The 18,779-nt window shown below is 65.3% G+C and carries 15 protein-coding genes; 3 read left to right on the top strand and 12 right to left on the bottom strand.

Annotated features, from left to right (window positions below):
* Nucleotides 1–9: 9 nt before the first annotated feature.
* Nucleotides 10–1,464, bottom strand: coding sequence for an MFS transporter (locus CH271_RS03825; RefSeq protein WP_094632694.1), 1,455 nt, complete (start codon nt 1,462–1,464; stop codon nt 10–12).
* Nucleotides 1,461–2,909 (bottom strand): condensation domain-containing protein, encoded by a 1,449-nt coding sequence (locus CH271_RS03820; RefSeq protein WP_094632693.1) that lies wholly within the window; start codon nt 2,907–2,909, stop codon nt 1,461–1,463. The genes CH271_RS03825 and CH271_RS03820 overlap by 4 nt, the downstream gene beginning before the upstream one ends.
* A 259-nt stretch (nt 2,910–3,168) precedes the next feature.
* Here CH271_RS03820 and CH271_RS03810 point away from each other — a divergent pair, with 259 nt between their 5' ends.
* Nucleotides 3,169–4,191, top strand: a complete 1,023-nt coding sequence (locus CH271_RS03810; RefSeq protein ID WP_094632691.1) for an alpha/beta hydrolase — start codon at nt 3,169–3,171, stop codon at nt 4,189–4,191.
* A gap of 35 nt (nt 4,192–4,226) precedes the next feature.
* Nucleotides 4,227–5,192, top strand: coding sequence for a glucosyl-3-phosphoglycerate synthase (locus CH271_RS03805; protein WP_094632774.1), 966 nt, complete (start codon nt 4,227–4,229; stop codon nt 5,190–5,192).
* A gap of 58 nt (nt 5,193–5,250) precedes the next feature.
* On the opposite strand, the gene CH271_RS03800 is transcribed toward CH271_RS03805, so the two are convergent.
* The 10 genes from CH271_RS03800 to CH271_RS03755 form a co-directional block, all read right to left on the bottom strand.
* On the bottom strand, nt 5,251–6,840 hold the full coding sequence (locus tag CH271_RS03800; RefSeq protein WP_094632690.1) for an AMP-binding protein: 1,590 nt from the start codon (nt 6,838–6,840) through the stop codon (nt 5,251–5,253).
* Nucleotides 6,841–6,939: 99 nt separating this feature from the next.
* Entirely contained in the window at nt 6,940–8,208 is a 1,269-nt protein-coding gene (locus CH271_RS03795; RefSeq protein WP_094632689.1) for an ABC transporter permease, read from the bottom strand.
* On the bottom strand, nt 8,205–9,452 hold the full coding sequence (locus tag CH271_RS03790) for an ABC transporter permease (RefSeq protein WP_256986194.1): 1,248 nt from the start codon (nt 9,450–9,452) through the stop codon (nt 8,205–8,207). Before CH271_RS03790 ends, CH271_RS03795 begins: the two co-directional genes overlap by 4 nt.
* Entirely contained in the window at nt 9,436–10,938 is a 1,503-nt protein-coding gene (locus tag CH271_RS03785) for an ABC transporter ATP-binding protein (protein WP_037186905.1), read from the bottom strand. Before CH271_RS03785 ends, CH271_RS03790 begins: the two co-directional genes overlap by 17 nt.
* Before the next feature lie 22 nt (nt 10,939–10,960).
* A complete protein-coding gene (locus CH271_RS03780) occupies nt 10,961–12,052 on the bottom strand; it encodes a BMP family lipoprotein (protein WP_230596128.1) in 1,092 nt (363 codons plus the stop codon).
* Between the two features lie 75 nt (nt 12,053–12,127).
* Nucleotides 12,128–13,573, bottom strand: coding sequence for a nucleobase:cation symporter-2 family protein (locus CH271_RS03775; RefSeq protein WP_094632687.1), 1,446 nt, complete (start codon nt 13,571–13,573; stop codon nt 12,128–12,130).
* 58 nt (nt 13,574–13,631) lie between these two features.
* Nucleotides 13,632–14,120 (bottom strand): YbjN domain-containing protein, encoded by a 489-nt coding sequence (locus tag CH271_RS03770; protein WP_037186901.1) that lies wholly within the window; start codon nt 14,118–14,120, stop codon nt 13,632–13,634.
* The gene (mshA, locus tag CH271_RS03765; protein ID WP_179274749.1) at nt 14,117–15,445 is read right to left on the bottom strand and encodes a D-inositol-3-phosphate glycosyltransferase; all 1,329 of its coding nucleotides are present in this window, start codon (nt 15,443–15,445) and stop codon (nt 14,117–14,119) included. Before mshA ends, CH271_RS03770 begins: the two co-directional genes overlap by 4 nt.
* A 24-nt stretch (nt 15,446–15,469) precedes the next feature.
* Nucleotides 15,470–16,399, bottom strand: a complete 930-nt coding sequence (locus tag CH271_RS03760) for an alpha/beta fold hydrolase (protein WP_256986191.1) — start codon at nt 16,397–16,399, stop codon at nt 15,470–15,472.
* A gap of 11 nt (nt 16,400–16,410) precedes the next feature.
* The gene (locus CH271_RS03755; RefSeq protein ID WP_094632772.1) at nt 16,411–17,685 is read right to left on the bottom strand and encodes an ROK family protein; all 1,275 of its coding nucleotides are present in this window, start codon (nt 17,683–17,685) and stop codon (nt 16,411–16,413) included.
* Between the two features lie 336 nt (nt 17,686–18,021).
* Between CH271_RS03755 and CH271_RS03750 the strand changes: the two genes are divergently transcribed.
* A complete protein-coding gene (locus CH271_RS03750) occupies nt 18,022–18,777 on the top strand; it encodes an SDR family NAD(P)-dependent oxidoreductase (RefSeq protein WP_094632686.1) in 756 nt (251 codons plus the stop codon).
* The last annotated feature ends 2 nt before the right edge of the window (nt 18,778–18,779 follow it).

Below are 18,779 nucleotides of genomic sequence, written 5' to 3'. Positions count from 1 at the left end.
ATTTCGCAGTCACTGTGGCACCCTCGTGGAGACAATCGACTGGTCGGCGTCGACAGCCCTGTGACCGCCTCGCGGCAGGGCGGCCGCGACGACGGTGGCCACCGCCATGGTGGCGGCCAACCCGAACAGCACCGTCCGCTGCGACGTCAGGTAGTCGGCGGCCACCGGATCCGAAGGAAGCAGCGCGAAGTACACGGCACCGGTCGTTGCCGTTCCCACGGCCGACCCCACTTGCTGGACCGTCGGCAGAATCCCCGAGGCCGAGCCGAGAGCATGCGGCTCCACCCCGGCCACGATGGTGCTCTGCAGCGGCGCGATCACCGATCCCAAGCCGGCACCGACCAGAACCAACGGGATTGCCATCCACCAAGGGAAGCCGACTCGATCCAGGTAGTCGGTGGTGACGCCGAGGACGAACAGCGATATGCCCATGGCCGCCGCGCCCGCAGCCACGACGCGAGAGTCCCAGCGGCGGAACGACACCGGCGCGGCCACGGACGCGACAATGGCACCGAGCGCAAAGGGAACCGTGATCGCGCCCACGGTCGTCGCGCTGTCCCCCAGGCCGGTCTGCAGTGTCACCGACATCGTCAGGACGAACCCGGTGAACGTGCCGTACACCAGAGCAGACACAGCGCAGCCCAAAGAGAACCCGCGCTCACCGAAGACCCCGATGTCCACCATCACGTGTGCGCCTGCCGCCCTTCGTCGGCGTTCCCACATGGTGAATCCCGCCAGTGTTGCCAGGCCGATCGCCACGGCGGGCACAGCCGTGACGAAACTCGAGCTCGCCATGACCGGATAGACGATCATCAGCGCCCCGATCGACCACAGGCCAACCCCTACGGGGTCGAACCGTCCACCGCTTCCGACTCCCGAGTGCTTCGACTCGGGTGGGACGAACCGGCGGCCGAGTGCAATCGCGGCCAGCGCTATCGGGGCGTTGATCAGAAATATTCCTCGCCAGCCTGTTCCGAGCATGTCGAGGTGCAGAAGCAGTGCACCGATGGCCGGTCCGGTCAGTCCGGCCAGCCCTGCGGTGCCGCCGTACAGCGCGAACGCGGTGGTACGCCGAGTGCCGGAGTAGGCGGCGGTCACGATTGCCACCGTTTGAGCCGACATCGCCGCTCCCGCAAGTCCTTGCAGCACCCGAGCGAGAACGAGCAACTCTATGGTGGGCGCGTACGCGCAGAGCACCGACGTCACCGCGAACAGTGCAGTGCCGGTGACGAACACGGTTCTGCGCCCGAACACCTCCCCGGTGCGCGCCATCGTGAGCAGCGCGCAGGCGAATGCCAGCAGGTACGCCGTCGGTATCCAGACCTGCTGCGCGCCCGATGCATCCAGATCCCGGCCGATCGACGGCAATGCCACGGTGACGGCGGTGACGTCGATCATCTGCATCGTGACCGCCAGCAGGCAGGCGCACAGCGTCAGCCACGACCCTCGGCGGCGGTGTGTCATACCCTGCTGACGTCCGTGAGCTCGTGCGCGAACACGCTCGCGATCTCCGGCGTGTAGTCACCCGATTCGACGACGGCCGTGAAGATCTCGAATATCTTGGAGAAGTACAGGTCGATCGATCGATCGGCCTCGTCGGTGCCGGGATAGAGAAACTCGACACCAGTGTGGTCCTCGAAGCGGTTGATCCACATGAAGACTTCCTCGGAGCTGCCACGGTTTCCGTACAGGCCGGCCCCCGCGGCATCCAGTTCGGCTTCGCCCGGCAGCTTCCGAACGTCGACGTAGGAGATCATCGGCGCGGTCCAACCCGGCTGCGTCGTGATTCCGTGCTCCGGCAGCGCCAGTTCGAGTACCCGGTGGTAGGAGGTGTTCGCCAGCAGCTTGCCGGAGTCGAATGCCTGCTGCGCGAGGACCGCGAGGGTCAGGAACGTCGGCTTCGCACCGAGATCGAAACGCACGGGAATCAAGCTCGAATACCATCCGATGGAGGCGAATTCGCCCGGCGTCGACCGAGTGCTCTTGGGCGTCAAGCCCAAGTAGCTGCTCCGGCCGGCAAGCTCGTACTCCGCCAGGGCCGCCGCGGCGAAGATGCCTCCGATGAATTTTGCTCCCACTCCCGCACATGCTTCGTCGACGGCCCGGGCCTTCGCGCCGTCGAACAGTGGGAACGAACTGTGCGAGGTCCGCGTGTAGTCGATACTGCTGCGTCCCAAAGGAAGTGGGAACGTCGGAAGATCGCCGCCGTTGTCCGTCACCAAGTCGATCCAGGTCTGGACGGCCGAGGACTCCAGAGTCGTGGCATCGCTCTCGAGGCGTTCGCGCTGGCAGTACTCGAGGTAGCTGCCCGGGGTGAACAGTCCATCGGACTCCCCCGTCACCGCGTTGCGGTAGAGCTGGCGCAGTTCGTAATACGTCAATGCCTGCGAGATACCGTCGGTGTCGAGGTGGTCCACCGCCGCGTACACCACGAAGTGGTCGTCGTGTTCGATCGTGCCGAACGAGAAGCAATCCCAACTGTCGGGACCGGGAGTGCTGTCCTGAACGTGACGCCGAATGGCCTCGGAGTCCGAGGGAGTGCCGAAATCGGTTGGTTCGAGCACGATGTCGGCGACGTCGACCAGGTGGCGCGTCGCCCCCTCGGCCGTCGTGGAGAACCAGCTGCAGAAGGAATCGTGTCGGGTGACGAACGTGTTGAACGCCCGACCCATCGCCGCGCGGTCCAACGTGCCCTCGATTCGGAACGTCACGAGACACAGCCGGGAGAAGCGGAACGACGAGCCTCGGTTACGGAACGCGGCCTCGAGATACGCCTGCTGGATATGGGAAGGGGGTGCCGGGTGGGCAGGCGCAGCCGCGGCAGCAGCTCGCGAGGAGACGGTGGGCGACCACGTGGTGAGCGGTCCTGGAGCTGGCTTCCACTCGTCGATGAGTCCGAATGCGACCACGACACAACCTTTCGAAGGAGACAGAGCGATTCGACGCGGTGAGTGCGTCGGAGGAGTCAGTGGATCATTCGGGCCGAATCGAAGAAACCCCGGCGACGAGGATTTTGGAAAATCGACAAGGATTCGCGGGATACCTGTGTCAGAAATGAGGAATCGTCAACGTTGTTGTCGATTGCAGCCATTCGCTCTACCGTCGGTGACATACCGCGCCCGTCGGACTCCTTGTCGTGCGCACCTCCCACGATGTCAGGAACGGTTGATGCTCAGTCGATTTCGCCTTCGGGAGGCGACTGTCTCGGCTCTCGGCGTCGTCGTGACGGTCGTCGTCCTCGTGTCGAGCTCGGCCGCCGTGGCGTCAGCAGAAACGGGGTCGTCGATCGTCGCCGTGGACAGCGCCGGTGCGCGCCGGGACGTCGTGCAGGTTCACTCCGCGGCGATGGATCGCGATATCACCATCGACGTATTCCGGGCAGAGGTGCGCGGTGCCCCCACTCTCTACCTGCTCAACGGCGCAGCCGGTGGAGACGGCGGAAGCAGCTGGTTCGACCAGACCGACGTCGCCGGATTCTTCGGCGCCAAGAACGTCAACGTCGTCGTGCCTCGGGGAGGTGCCGCCAGCTATTACACCGACTGGTTGAAAGACGACCCGGTTCTGGGCCGAAACAAGTGGTCCACCTTCCTCGGTCTCGAACTCCCGCCGCTGATGAACGAACTGCTGGGTGGCAACGGCATCAATTCGGTCGCCGGTATCTCGATGGCAGGAACGTCCGTTCTGCAGTTGGCGATCGCCCACCCTTCGGTGTATCGCTCGGTCGCGTCGTTCAGCGGATGTGCGCGCACATCCGACCCGGTCGGTGCGATGTACGTCAGATCCGTCGTCGAAGCCCGCGGCGGCGGATCGACCGCCAACATGTGGGGACCTCCCGGTAGCGACGGCTGGGCGGCAAACGACCCCTACGTGCGCGCAGAAGGTCTGCGCGGCATCGCCGTCTACATTTCCAGCGGTACCGGAGCGCCCGGCGCTTTCGATGTGCCCGGTGGACCCGGCATCGGAAGCGACTACGGCAAGCTCGTGCAGCAGCTGGCCGTCGGCGCGGTCATCGAAGCGACCACGGACAACTGCTCCCGTCAGATGCAGCAGCGACTGCAGGAACTCGACATCGCCGCCACGTACAACTTCCGGCCCACCGGAACCCATTCGTGGGCCTACTGGGAACAAGATCTGCACGACGCGTGGTCGGTGATCGCGCCGTCCATGGGCCTGCCGACGGGCACCCGCTGAATCCACGACGTTCGCGCGACAACGAAGGAAATTCGATGAAACGATTCGACGCTGTCGGCACACCCGCTCTTGCCGCCACGTGGGTTCGACCCCCGTGGCCGCTCGCGGAGATCGTTCGGGCCAAGCGCGGCCGGACCGTGTCCGTTGTGCTCCCGGCGCTCGACGAGGAAGACACCGTCGCCGGCGTCGTCTCCTCGATCACTCCGCATCTGGGCGGCTTGATCGACGAGGTGGTGGTTCTGGATTCGGGGTCGACCGATCGCACAGCGGAACGGGCACGCGGTGCAGGGGCCACAGTGGTCTCGCGGGAGGAGGCGCTCCCGGGCACACCCGTTGTGCGCGGCAAGGGTGAAGTGCTGTGGCGAGGGGTGGCCGCCACCTCGGGCGACATCGTCGTGTTCGTCGATTCCGACCTGGTCGAGCCGGGCTCGCACTTCGTCCCTTCGCTGGTCGGCCCGTTGTTGATGACAGAGGGCCTGGAGCTGGTGAAGGGCTTCTACCGCCGGCCGCTGACGATCGGCGACAGCACGGACGAGGACGGCGGGGGCCGCGTCACTCAACTGACGGTGCGGCCCCTGCTGACCGCACTGGTTCCGGAACTCGCGGGAGTGTTCCAGCCGCTGGGCGGCGAATACGCCGCCACCAGGCAATTGTTGGAGTCCCTCCGGTTCGCCCCGGGCTACGGAGTCGAAATCGGTCTGTTGTTGGACACCTATCACCGGCTCGGCGCAAGCGCGATCGGACAGATCGGCCTCGGGACCCGTCGGCACCGGAACCGGCCGACCTCCGAACTGGCCGTCATGAGCCGCCAGATCGTCGCCACGATGTTCTCGCGGCTCGGCCTGACCGACTCGGGAGCCGGTTTCACGACGTTCGAAACGTCCGGAAATCAGCTCTCCGCGAAGATCGCACCGCTCTCACTCGTCGACCGCCCACCGTTGATCACGCTGGACCAGTACACCCGCACCGCCCGACGTCATGCGATGAGCCAGCCCGTCTGATACGAACGCACCCCCCACCGTCGAACATGGTGAGGGGTGCGAGCATCGAACTGCGGAGCTACTTTCCGGTCTCCGCGGCGCGCAGGTCCTTGCGCAGAATCTTGCCGGCCGCGGACTTCGGGACGATGTCGATGAACTCGACGCGTCGTACCTTCTTGTGCGGCGACACGCGCTCGGCGACGAAGGCGATGATGCCCTCCTCGTCGATGGTGGCACCCTGCTGGCGGACGACGAATGCCTTGGGGATCTCTTCGCCCTCGTCGTCGAGCACACCGATGACGGCGGCGTCGGCGATCTCCTCGTGCGTGAGCAGCAGTGCCTCGAGCTCGGCCGGGGGCACCTGGTAGCCCTTGTACTTGATCAGTTCCTTGAGGCGGTCGACGATGTAGACGACACCCTCGGGATCGACGACGGCGATGTCGCCGGTGTGCAGGTAACCGTCGGAGTCGAGGGTTTCCGCGGTGGCGGTGGGGTTGTTGAGGTACCCGACCATCACGTTCGGTCCCTTGACCCACAGCTCACCGGGCTTGCTCAATCCCTCTGTGGGCAGGTCGATCTCCTCGAGCGTGCCCGGGTCGACGAGCTTGTTCTCGGTGTTCGCCAGCGGCTGGCCGACCGAGCTGAGCGGCATGTCGTCGCGATCGAACGGGATGGCGTGGCTGACGGGGCTGAGCTCGCTCATGCCGTAGCCCTGACGCACGCGAGTGTTCAGACGCTTCGCGACGGCCTTGCCGAGCTCCTCGTCCAGTGGAGCCGCACCCGAGAAGATGGTGTGCACGCTGGAGAGGTCGTACTGATCGATGAGCGGGTGCTTGGCCAGCGCGACGGCCACCGGCGGTGCGATGAACAGGTACGTCAGCTTCTGGTCCTGAATGATCCGCAGGAATTCGACGAGGTCGAACTTCGGCATCGTCACCAGATGCGCGCGCAGCTTCAGCGCGATGTTGAGCAACACCGTCAGGCCGTAGATGTGGAAGAACGGCAGCAACGCCAGGATCGCGTCGTCGCTGTCGATACCCACGCGCGGTTCCATCTGCGCCACGTTCGCGACGAGGTTGCGGTGGGTGAGGATGACGCCCTTCGGCACACCCGTCGTACCGGAGGAGTACGGCAGCACGGCGACGTGCGTGGCCGGATCGAAGGAGACCTCGGGGGCCGGTGCGCCCTGGGTGAGCAGGTCGCGCAGGTTCGGGTGGCCCTCTGCGCCGTCGAGCACGATGACGTGATCGGCGTCGAGGCCGACCTTCTCCGCAGCAGCCTTGGCCTGCGGGTACAGCGGGGAGACGGTGAACAGGAACTTCGCGCCCGAGCCGGTGAGCTGCTTGGCGATGTCCTCGGCCGTGTACAGCGCATTGATGGTCGTTGCGGTTCCGCCTGCGCGCAGGATGCCGTGCAGCACCGACGCGAACGCGGGCACGTTCGGCGAGTGGAGTCCGACGACGTCGCCGACCTCGAGTCCACGTGCAGCCAGAGCGCCTGCGATGGCGTCGATCTGACCGATGAGCGACTTGTAGGTGGTGACCGCACCCGACGTTCCGTCGATCAGTGCAGGCTTGTCGAGGTCGGACTCGGCGATCGATCCGAACAGGAAGTCGTAGACGCTGAGTTCGGGAATCTCGACATCGGGAAAGGGACTGCGGAAGCTCATGGCTCTCCTTCGAAAAACTGCGGCAACAATGACCGAACCCTACAGTGAAAGCGGTCACAACGGACAGCGACCCTACCGCTGAGTCAGGTAGTGCGGGCGCTAACTTCGCGACGCATACGGTTTACCGGCTGCGGCCGGTCCTCGAACGTGGCCCACCAGGCCCGCGACGGCGAAAATGGTCACCACGTAGGGCAACATCAGCATGAATTCGCTCGGCACGGGCGAGCCGATGATGCCCAGTACGTTCTGCAGGTTCGACGCGAATCCGAAGAGCAGTGCGGCCAGCGTCGCGCGTACCGGATCCCAGCGGCCGAAGATCACGGCGGCGAGAGCGATGTAGCCGGCACCTGCCGTCATCTCCTTGCCGAACGCGCCGACGGAGCCGAGGGTGAAGTACGCACCACCGAGTCCGGCGATGGCACCGGCGAGGCAGACATTCCAGAAGCGGGTGCGTGCGACGTTGATTCCGACGGTGTCGGCAGCTTGCGGGTGTTCACCGACGGCACGCAGTCGCAGACCCCATTTGGTGTGGAACAGCCCGAAGAAGACGAGCGCCACGGCGATATACATCAGGTACACGATGAGCGTCTGTCGAAACAGCACCGGACCGAGAATCGGAATCTGCGAGAGCACCGGAATGTCGATGCGCGCGAACCGGGGTGGCGAGTTGAGTGTCTCGGCGTTCTTGGTGAGCACCACCGAGTACAGGAAGCTGGTCAGTCCGACGACCAACACGTTGAGCACCACACCCACGATGACCTGGTTGACGAAGTAGCGGATCGAGAACACGGCCAACAGAGACGCGGTGAGCGCCCCGGCGATCAGTGCCGCCAGTAGCGCGACGTACGTCGAACCGGTGATCGAGGCGACGACGGCGCTGACGAAAGCTCCTGCGAGCAACTGACCTTCGATGGCGATGTTGATGACGCCGACGCGTTCGGAGATCACGCCGCCCATCGCGCCGAAGATCAGTGGAGTACTCAGAGCGACTGCGCCGATGAGCAATCCGGGCACCGGGATGGTCTCGCCGTCGGCCGCCCAGGCCAGGAATCCGAACACGAACAGCACTGCGAACACGGCGAGCAGCCACAGAGGCGTCGAGCGGTACTGCGAGGCGAGCAGCGACGCGTAGGCGGTGATGACGGCCAGCAACACGACCACGACGAGACCGGTGCCGAACGACGGCACGCCCACGGCAGGCAACGCGAAGAAGTCGTCCTCCGACGCCAGCGCGAATGTGCTTGTACCCGAACCCCTCTGGACGACGAACAGCACCAGGGCGAGCAGTGTCACGACCCCGAGGATCGACGGCACCTTCCAGCTACGACCGAGTACCGCCTCGGCGGGGGCGTCGACGGACGTGGTCACAGTGCACCCACCTTCGCGGTCTCGGCCTTCGCGAGTTTCTCTTCACCTGGTTTGGGCAATCGGAACACGGCTCGAACCAGTGGCGGTGCGGCGATGAACAACACGATCACCGACTGCACGACGAGCACGATGTCGATGGGTACGCCTTCGGCCGCCTGCATGGCGAACCCGCCGGCCTTGAACGCGCCGAACAGGATTCCCGCGAAGAACACGCCCCAGGGTTTCGATCGCCCGAGCAGTGCGACGGTGATGGCGTCGAATCCGATGCCGGCGTCGATGTCCGCACTGAAGCCCGTGGTGACGGTGCCCAGCACCTGTGCCACACCGGCCAAGCCGACGAGCGCACCCGACAGAATCATCGCGTACAGGTAGATCCGGTTGACGTTCATACCGGCGACGCGCGAAGCATGCGGGTTCTCGCCGACGGCGCGGAAACGGAATCCGAGGCTCGATCGCTCGAGCAGCCACCACACCGCGATCGTCACGAAGATCACCAGTACGAAACCGAGGTGCAGGCTGTAGCGGTCGCCGAAGAGCTTGGGGAACACCGCAGTCGACGCGATGGGCGCGGTCTTGGGATTGTTCGATCCCGGTGCCTGCAGAGCACCGGGAGTGCGCAGCAGGTACGCGACGAGATAGAACGCGATGTAGTTGAGCATGATGGTGACGATCACCTCGTGGGCGCCGGTGCGCGCCTTGAGGAATCCGGCGATGCCGCCCCACACTGCGCCGCCCAGGACTCCGGCGAGTACGGCCACCAGCAGGTGGATCCCCGCAGGCAGGTTCACTCCGAATCCGACCCAGCCTGCGCACGCAGCGGCGATGAGCATCTGGCCGCGGCCACCGATGTTGAACATGCCGACGCGGAAGGCCAGTGCCACACCGAGTCCGGCGACGATCAGCGGAGTGGCGAAGGTCAGCGTCTCGGTCAGCGGCCGGATGCCGTTCTCGAATCCGGGACGCCGAAAGTTGTACACCGAACCCTGGAACAACGAGGAGTACGCTCCGGCAACGGAATCCCAGATCGCCTTGAGCATGTCCGAGGGACGGGAGAAGAAGTACCCGGCCGATTCCTGCACGCCCGAGTTGGTGGCGGCGATGAGCACCGCACCGACGATCAGCGCGAGAAAGACTGCGAGAACAGAGATGATGGCGCTGCCGGTGAAGATCTGCCGCAACACGACATGTGACTTCGACGGTTGCTGGGATACCGGCGGCTGCTCGGCCTCACTCACTTCGCTCACCGCCCATCATCAATCCGAGTGTTTCGCGGGACGTATCCCCGGGGACGATTCCCACGATTGCTCCTCGATACATGACGGCGATGCGATCGGCCAGTGCGGCGACCTCATCCAGTTCGCTCGACACCACGATGACCGGGATCCCCGAGTCTCGGGTGGCGACGATGCGTTTGTGCACGAATTCGATGGATCCAACGTCGATTCCGCGAGTCGGCTGCGCCGCGACGAACAGTCGCAGATCGCGGCTCAGTTCTCGGGCGAGCACCACCTTCTGCTGGTTGCCACCGGAGAGGCGGCCGACTGCGGTGCCGATTCCCGGTGCGCGAACGTCGAATTCGCTGAGCTTCTCCGAGGCGAACTTGTCCAGATACTCGCGTTGCACCGCGCCGCGCCGCACGAACGGCATGCTGTTGGAGCGATCGAGCATCAGGTTCTCGGCGATGGAGAATTCGCCCACCAGTCCGTCGACGGTGCGGTCCTCGGGGACGAAGCCGACGCCTGCGTCGAGCACGTCCTGCACCGTCGACCCGACGAGTGAGTTGCCGTCGAGGCTGATCGTGCCGGATACGTTGTCCTGCAAGCCGAGCAGGGCTTCGACGAACTCGGTCTGACCGTTGCCCTGCACGCCTGCGATGGCGAGGATCTCTCCAGCCGCGACTTCGAGGCTGACGTCGTCGACGGTCTTGTTGCCCTGGGCGTCGAACACCGACAGGTTCTCGATCACCAGTGCCGCGTCCCCGGGCGTGGCCGGGTCCTTCGAGACGGTGAGCTGCACGTCGCGTCCCACCATGAGTGCAGCGAGCTCGGTGTTGCTGGCGGTCGGCTTCGCTTCTCCGACGACCTTGCCGAGCCGGATGACGGTGATCTTGTCTGCTACTTCGCGTACTTCGCGCAGCTTGTGGGTGATGAAGACGATCGTGGTGCCCGACGCCGCGAGTTCCCGCATGATCCGCATCAGATCGTCGGTTTCCTGCGGCGTCAGGACGGCCGTCGGCTCGTCGAACACGAGCACCTTGGCCTCACGAGAGAGTGCTTTGACGATCTCGACCCGCTGCTGCACGCCGACGGGAAGGTCGTCGACGAGAGCATCGGGATCGAGGTCGAAGCCGAACCTCGCGGATATCTCCCGCACCAGCTTCCGCGCTGCCACGAGGTCGAGTCGTCCACCGAGCGAGGTGGTTTCGTTACCGAGCACGATGTTCTCGGCAACGGTGAACACCGGAATCAGCATGAAGTGCTGATGCACCATGCCGATCCCGGCAGCCATCGCCTCGCCGGGTCCGGCGAAATTCTGCTCGACGTCGTCGAGCAGAATCTGGCCTTCCTCGGCGCGATACAGGCCGCTGAGCACGTTCATCAACGTGGACTTGCCTGCGCCGTTCTCGCCGAGGAGGCAGTGGATCTCGCCGGATTCGACGCTCAGATCGATGTGGTCGTTGGCGATCAACGAGCCGAATCGTTTGGTGATACCGCGAAGTTCGAGCTTCATATCCCTTTACGACCGCTTGGTGCTACTTGGGTGCCGACGGCGACTCGACGGTGATGGACCCGTCGATGATGCCGGCCTTGATCGTGTCCAGCTCGCCCTGCAGTGCGGGGTCGACCTCGGACTCGAAGTCGTGGAACGGTGCGATACCGACTCCGTCGTTCTCGAGCGTGCCCACGTACGGGGTGTTGTCGAACGCATCGGCACCGGAGTTGGCGACGACCTCGTCGACGCTGGTCTTGAGTCCCTTGGTCACCGACGTGAGCAGCAGGTCACCGACCGAGGGGTCGGATTCGAAGACGTCGGCGTCGGCACCGATGAGGGCGACGGGACGCGAAGAGTCGCGAATGGCCTGTGCCGCACTCTGATAGATGGGACCGCCGACCGGGAAGATGACGTCCGCGTTCTGGTCGATCAGACCCTGGGCGGTGTTCTTCGCGACCTCGTTGGCGGTGAATCCACCGGTGAACGAACCGTTCTGCGAGGGTACGTCCCAGCCGATGACGCGGACTGCCTGGCCCTTCTGCTCGTTGAAGTAGTTCACGCCGTCGGCGAACCCGTCCATGAAGATGGTGACGGTCGGCAACTGGGAGCCACCGAACGTACCGACCACTCCGGTCTTGCTGTAGCTCGCGGCCGCGTAGCCGGCGAGGAATGCGGACTGCGACGCGTCGTAGGTCAGCGGCTTGACGTTCGGCAGATCGATCGTGGAGTCGTCGATGATCGCGAAGTCGATGTCGGAGTTGGCCTCGGCTGCCACCTTGGTGGCGTCGGCCAGATCGAATCCGACGGTGACGATGAGGTTGCAGCCCTGATCGACGAGGTTGTTGATGTTGGGGCCGTAGTCGGTGGGCGACGCGGACTCGACGGTGCGTGGCTCGACGCCGAGCTCTTCGGATGCTTCGGTCAAGCCCTCGAACCCGAGCTGGTTGAACGACTTGTCGTCGAATCCGCCACTGTCGGAGACCATGCAGGGCAGGAAGTCACTCGATCCGCCTCCGCCCGATCCTTCGTCTTCGGGGGCAGATCCACAGCCTGCGATCAGGGCGATGGCACCGAGCGACGCGACGCCGCCGAGTGCTGCCTTCCGCGTACTCGTGCGGGTAACGAATGACAAGATGTCCTCCAATTTAGATGTACTTCGTCTGGGTCGGGACGCTACTCGCGCGGGCGAGGGTGCGCAGGATTTCACTCAGGTGTCCTTATCGGATGCAGCCTTGTTCGGCACAGCCTTGTCGGGCAAGCTGCCGCCTTCACGGAGTATTCGTGCTTCGTCCTCACGCACCATCACTGCCGGCCCCGCTGCCACCACCGAGGGGTTCGGCGGAGTACCGGGCTTGAACACGTTGAAGAATACGTTGAGTACCACCGCGACGATGCTGGCGGCACTGATTCCGGAGTGGAAGATCGTGACGAACCAGTCCGGGAACTCGTCCCAGAAGTCGCTCGCGACAACAGGTATGAGACCGAACGCCAAGGTCACGGCCACGATGACGACGTTGGAGTTGTTGTCGTAGTTCACCTTGCCGAGGGTGCGGATACCGCTGGCGGCGACGGTTCCGAACAGCGCGATTCCTGCGCCGCCGAGGACCGGAAGCGGGACGACCCCGACGACGGCCGCGAGAATCGGCGAAAGGCCCAGCAGCGCAAGCACGCCACCGCCCATCGCGACGACGAAGCGGCTCTTGATGCCGGTCATCGCAACCAGGCCGACGTTCTGCGCGAAGGCCGTGGCCGGGAAGGTGTTGAAGATCGGGGCGACGGCAGAGGACACCATGTCGGCGCGCAGGCCGTCGCCGACGCGCTTGGAGTCGACGTCGGTTCCGACCACTTCGCCGACGGCGAGGATGTCGGCGGTGGTCTCGACCATGATCACCAGGATGACGATGGTCATCGACACGATCGCGCCGATTGCGAAGATCGGTGAGCCGAAGGCGAAGGGGGTCGGGACGGCCACCACGGATGCGTCGGCGACGCCGTCGAAGTCGGTCTCGCCGACGATCAGTGCAGCGATGGTTCCGACCACGAGTCCGAGCAGGATCGACAGCCGTGACAACCCCGGAATCTTCGTCATCACCAGCACGGCGAGGAGGGTGAACATCGCCAGCCCGATGTTGCCGGGATCGAGATAGTCGGGGTTCGGCGCACCGCCCACCAACTCTTGGCCGGTGATCCAGCGTGCGGCCACCGGCATCAGCGACAGTCCGATGACGGTGATGATGCTGCCGGTCACCAGCGGCGGGAAGAACCGAACGATCTTGGAGAAGAACGGAGCGATGCCCAAGCCGATCAGCGCGGCGACCAGAACCGCTCCGAGCACCGTGCGCAGTCCGGTTCGTCCGTCCTCCGCGCTACCGATGATCGTGAGAACCGTCGAGACCGACGCGAACGAAATGCCCTGTACCAGCGGCAGTTGCGAGCCGAAGAACGGGATGCCGATCGTTTGCAGCACAGTGGCCACGCCACTGACGAACAGTGCGCAGGAGATCAACAGTGCTTGATCGGCCCCCGAGAGTCCGGCTGCGCCGCCGACGATGATCGGAACAGCGATGACGCCGCCGAACATCGAGAGAATGTGTTGCAGACCGTAACCGAACATCTGCAACACCGGCGGGCGAGCGTCCTCTGGCCTGGTCATGGGTGTCAGGCTAGGAACCGGACGTTACGGGCAGCGACTCCGACCTATTTCGAGCGAGTTACGCTTCGCGCTTGTCCACGAGGTGCTCGAACGCCTTCAGGTTCGCGAGCGATTCGCCGCGCGAGACACGCCACGCCCATTCGCGTTTGATGGACTCCGCGAATCCCAGCTCGAGCAGCACGTTGAAGTCACCGTCGGCAGCCTCGAGAGTCTGCCCCAGAATGCGATCGAGTTCGTCACCGTTGACGGCGTGCAACGACATTCGGCCGACGAGGTAGATGTCCCCCACCTTGTCGATCGTGTAGTGAACCCCGTACAGGCGACGGTTGCGGCGCAGCAGGTATTTGTAGACGCCCTCGAAGTTCTCGTCGGGTTTGCGGCACACGAACGCCTCGATGCGCACCCCGTGATGCCCGACGGTCAGCATCGTCGTCGTTTTGAGTTTGCGTTCCCCTGGCAGTTCGACGGTGAAGACGTCGCCGCGCCGCGTGTAGTCCAGCTCGCGGTCCTTCAGTGCCCGGTCGATCAGTTCGGCAGTCTCGCTCATGCAGTCACAGCTCCTGATCTGCGTAGTGTCGACAGTCCTCGGACGCGTCGCGGAGAGAACTCGCTCGGTCCCTCGCCTCGGTCGAAGTGGAACTTGGCCTGCCGGTAGCTCTCGATGAGTCCGTCGGCGGTGTGCTCCCACGAGAAGTTGCGGGCGTGCCGCGGTGCTGCGGTCGCCATGTCGGCCAAGGCAGCCGGGTCCGCCAGCATGGACGAGAGTGCATCCGCCCAATCCTCGGTGCGGTGGCCCTGCACCAGGCGTCCGGTCTCGCCCGATCGCACCGCCACGCCGAGTCCGCCGACGTCGGCGGCCAGGACCGGAGTTCCGCAGGCCTGGGCTTCGATGGCGACCAGGCCGAACGATTCGTTGTAGCTCGGCACGGCGACGATGTCCGCGGCGCGGTAGACCTGGGCCAGGCGCGCCGACGGTTGCGGCGGCATGAACGTCACTCGGGGACTTATCCCGAGGTTCTCGGCCAGATCGATGAGACTGTCGGGGCGATCCAATCCGCTGCCGGACGGGCCGCCGACGATGAGGATTCTCAGTGGTGTTGCCGGATTGCGCTGCAGCACTTCGGCAGCCGCGGCGATCAGCACATCGGGGGCCTTGAGTGGTTGGATGCGTCCGACGAATGCGACGATCGACTCGTCGGAATTCAACCCGAGTTCGGCGCGCGCCGCGAGCTTGTCCCCCGGATTGTATTGCGCCAGATCGGCTCCCGGTGCAACCACATCGATCGAACCCTGCTGCGCCCCGTAGATCTCGACGAGAGACTTCGCTTCCTCGGTGGTGTTGGCGATCAGTCGGTCCGCCTCGGCCACCACTTGCTGCTCGCCGATCTGACGCGCGGCCGGCTCGGGCGAGTCGCCCTGCGCCAGAGACGCGTTCTTGACAGCGGCGAGGGTGTGCGCGGTGTGCACCAGCGGCACTCCCCAGCGATCGCGCGCCAGCCAGCCGACCTGACCCGAGAGCCAGTAGTGCGAGTGCACCAGGTCGTAGTAACCGGGTTCGTGGCGAGCTTCCTCTCGCAGCACCCCGGCTGCGAATGCGCACAACTGAGTGGGCAGGTCGTGCTTGTCCAACCCCTCGAACGGGCCCGCGACGATGTTGCGCACCAGCACACCGGGAGCTGCCTCGACGACGGGAGCATCGGTCGACGCCGTCGCACGGGTGAAGATCTCGACCTCCACGCCCCGTTTGGCCAGCTCTTTCGCGCTCTGCAGCACGTAGACGTTCATGCCGCCCGCATCACCCGTTCCCGGCTGCGCCAGCGGGGAGGTATGCAAGGACAACACAGCGACCCTGTTCAGCTGGCGTCCAGTCACTTCTTCAGTGTGCACGCCTCCACATTACGTCTCGATAACTACCCCTTCCGACGACCGGGCACACTCAGACCATCCGGGAGTGCAGCCTGCGGAACGACCCAGGCTGTCGACGAACTCGGTCACCTCGGTGAGGAAGCGCTGCGGATCGGCCACGAACGGGCCGTGGTCGACGCCATCCCAGTACGACGCCACGGCCGTGGGGATCAGTTCCGCAGCGTGCCGTCCGGCAGAGACGTCGACGACGGTGTCCTCGGTTCCGTGCAGCACGAAGGCGGGGATGTCGAGGCTGCGCAGCAGGTCATCGTGGCCGACCGCTCGATCGAACAGGGCGGCGCGAACCCGTGGCCTCGTGGACAGCGTCAACCCGAACAACGCCTGCGCCTCCGTGCCCTTGCCTTCCGTCGGCCCGGTCAGCGCGTGCCCGAAACTCCCGAGTGCCTTGATCGCGACGCGGGGCTCCTCGGCCATCGCACCGGGGATCGCCGCTCGCATGGCCGTCCCGACGCGGCCGCCTGCCTCTCCCCTGCCGATGCTGGTGATCGCGCCGACGAGCACGATGCCCGACACCGCCCCCGTGCCGTGTTCGGCGAGGTAGTCGCAGATCACCAGTCCGCCGTACGACCACCCCAGCAACACCGCGTCGGCGGTGATGCCCTCGGCCGTGAGCACCGCGTCGACATCGCCGGCCCAGGTCTTGGGATCGTCGTAACCGGCGGACGGGGCGTCGGAGTAGCCGTGACCGCGTAGATCGACGGCGAGAACGCGGTAGCGCTCCGCCAGGTCGGTCAGCAGTCCCTCGCCCCAGCAGGCCGAGCTCTGTGCCCACCCGTGCAGCAGGACCAGCGGCCGCGCAGCAGGGTCACCGCTGACGCGGTAGACGATGTTGGCTCCGTCGATGCCGGTGGCCTGACGGACTGGTCCTGCTGCACGGGTGCTGAAATCGGGCTCGCTCATAGTAGGTGAACCTACGCCGCGGCCCTGCGCATCGAGGCGAGCGGATCGGAGTACAGGGCGCTGAGCGAGACCACGGTTGCGGCGTATTCCTGCACCTTGTCACCGAAGCCGGTCACCCGAATATCCCTGCGTGCCAACGTCGAATACGTGGCGAAGGCCTCCCCCACGTGCGGAATTCCGGCCGGGTACGCGGTGAACGCCTGGCCTCCGAGTACGACGCGGTCCGGATTGAACATGTCGCGTAGCAGCGCCACCGTCCGACCCAGAATCTGTGCCCGCTCGACGAGCAACTCCCGCGCGGCCTCCGAGCCACCCTGCGCCGCCTGGTACACCGTCGCGATACTCGGGTTCGGTTGCGGTGCAACGATCCTGCGGTCGACGGCGGCTGCGACGACCGCTCGATCGCTCACGGAGGCCTCGAGGCATCCCCGATTTCCGCAGCCGCACAGCGCCGACGATCCGGTGGGTAGGTGCGCGATGGAGCCCGGACCACTCGTGGGAGTGTGCACTCGGCCGTCGATGGTCAGCGCCATGCCCGCGGTCTCGCGTGCGTAGAAGTACAGCGACGTTCCGCTGTTGCTCTGCGCCGCAACACTGTCCGACAGACGCGGGGCGAGGAGCAGCTCCGAGGCCGCCATGGCCTCGACGTGCCCGGAGACCGAGATCGGCAGTCCGAGTCCGCCGCCGATGATGCCGGCGACGCGGCCGTTCTCCCATCCCAGCCGCGGATGGTCGACGGTGCCGCTCGCGGTGTCCACGCGTCCACCGATCGCCACCCCGACCCACAGCGGGGTGCGACGGTGCCAGCGTCCGGCGAAGGCACCGGCGCTGCGGGTGACGGAGGCCAGCGCTGCCTCCGAAGAGCCGGCGGGCGTGGGTATTTCGACGGCACCGAGTATGCGTCCCCGCAGATCGCTGACGGTGATGCCGGTGACGACGGCTCCGATGTGGATGCCGATGGTCGAGAACGGTTCGTGGTTGACCTCGAACGGCACCCGCGGGCGTCCGATCGCCCCCGGAGCCGTCAGGTCTGCGCGCTCACGGAGCATCCCGACGGCGAGCAGGGCCGACACCTGACGGTTGACGGTGGCGATGCTCGAACCGGTTGCGCGAGCAGCACGCTCGCGCGAGATGGGACCTTCGACGCAGGCCACCCGAAGTACCGACGCGGCGGGGCTGTCGGCGATCCGCAGATCGGGTGCGACGAGTTGGACGCGCGATCGAGGCCTCGCGAGAGACCGAAGAGAGGTGGGGCCGGTGTGGTGGTGCAGCGTTGAAACAGACATCCGTTGGGTCCTCAGCAATGGCAGACCTCCGTCGTGGAGGGACAACGACGAAGGAGCGAAGTGATGCAGGTCAAGGAAGGGCGCGGTGGTCGCGAAGAACCACGACACGCGAATCGACTGTCTGCAGCTCGAAACAGGGAGCTAGAGACGGATTCCTTGGCCGGGACAACACAGTTCCCGAGGAAGCGGCAAGCGAGAACCGAGGGATGCGGTCACATAGGTGACCCGCATCGCGGTGGTCTCACTGGCGGACATGAGTCCAAAATTAGCACCCTCGCGTCCGAAGTCCAATCGGGCATCGGAAAGCACGGGGTACGCCGGGCATAGAATTTCACCATGACCTCGTCCGAACACATTTCCCCCGATGCCCGAATCGCCGTCGTCACCGGAGCGAGCTCCGGCATCGGCGCGGCCACCGCCCGCCAACTCGCCGCCGACGGATTCCACGTCGTGATCGGAGCCCGCCGCCTCGACCGGCTCGAGGAGTTGGCGTCGGAGATCGGCGGCACTGCCCTGGAACTCGATGTGACGGACGAGGATTCGGTCGCTGCCTTCACCGCGGTCATTCCCCGCGTCGACGTGTTGATCAACAACGCCGGTGGCGCGAAGGGCTTGGCCCCGGTGATCGACGCCGACCTCGACGACTGGCGCTGGATGTGGGAGACCAACGTGCTCGGTACCTTGCGGGTGACGAAGTCGTTGCTGCCCAAGCTGATCGACTCCGGCGACGGCCTGATCGTCACCATCACGTCGGTTGCGGCATTCGAGGCGTACGACAACGGTTCGGGCTACACCTCGGCCAAGCACGCTCAGGCAGTGCTGCATCGGACGTTGCGCGGCGAGCTGCTGGGCAAGCCGGTGCGATTGACCGAGGTCGCGCCGGGTGCCGTGGAAACCGAGTTCTCGCTCGTCCGGTTCGACGGCGACGCAGACAAGGCCGACGCGGTCTACCAGGGCATCACACCGCTCGTGGCAAGCGATATCGCCGAGGTGATCGGCTTCGTCGCATCTCGCCCGTCGCACGTCAACCTGGATCAGATCATCATCAAGCCACGTGATCAGGCCGGTCCGGGGCGCTTCTCCCGTAAGTAGTG

This window comes from Rhodococcus sp. 05-340-2, assembly GCF_002258915.1.
Classification (GTDB): domain Bacteria; phylum Actinomycetota; class Actinomycetes; order Mycobacteriales; family Mycobacteriaceae; genus Rhodococcoides.
Note: the sequence above shows the minus strand (reverse complement) of the source record. Positions and strands in the feature narration are given on the sequence as shown.

Coding starts and splice junctions, on each gene's coding strand:
- CH271_RS03825 (WP_094632694.1), bottom strand. CDS start 1,464: ATGACACACCGCCGCCGAGGGTCGTGGCTGACGCTGTGCGCCTGCCTG.
- CH271_RS03810 (WP_094632691.1), top strand. CDS start 3,169: ATGCTCAGTCGATTTCGCCTTCGGGAGGCGACTGTCTCGGCTCTCGGC.
- CH271_RS03805 (WP_094632774.1), top strand. CDS start 4,227: ATGAAACGATTCGACGCTGTCGGCACACCCGCTCTTGCCGCCACGTGG.
- CH271_RS03800 (WP_094632690.1), bottom strand. CDS start 6,840: ATGAGCTTCCGCAGTCCCTTTCCCGATGTCGAGATTCCCGAACTCAGC.
- CH271_RS03785 (WP_037186905.1), bottom strand. CDS start 10,938: ATGAAGCTCGAACTTCGCGGTATCACCAAACGATTCGGCTCGTTGATC.
- CH271_RS03775 (WP_094632687.1), bottom strand. CDS start 13,573: ATGACCAGGCCAGAGGACGCTCGCCCGCCGGTGTTGCAGATGTTCGGT.
- CH271_RS03770 (WP_037186901.1), bottom strand. CDS start 14,120: ATGAGCGAGACTGCCGAACTGATCGACCGGGCACTGAAGGACCGCGAG.
- CH271_RS03760 (WP_256986191.1), bottom strand. CDS start 16,399: ATGAGCGAGCCCGATTTCAGCACCCGTGCAGCAGGACCAGTCCGTCAG.
- CH271_RS03755 (WP_094632772.1), bottom strand. CDS start 17,685: ATGTCTGTTTCAACGCTGCACCACCACACCGGCCCCACCTCTCTTCGG.
- CH271_RS03750 (WP_094632686.1), top strand. CDS start 18,022: ATGACCTCGTCCGAACACATTTCCCCCGATGCCCGAATCGCCGTCGTC.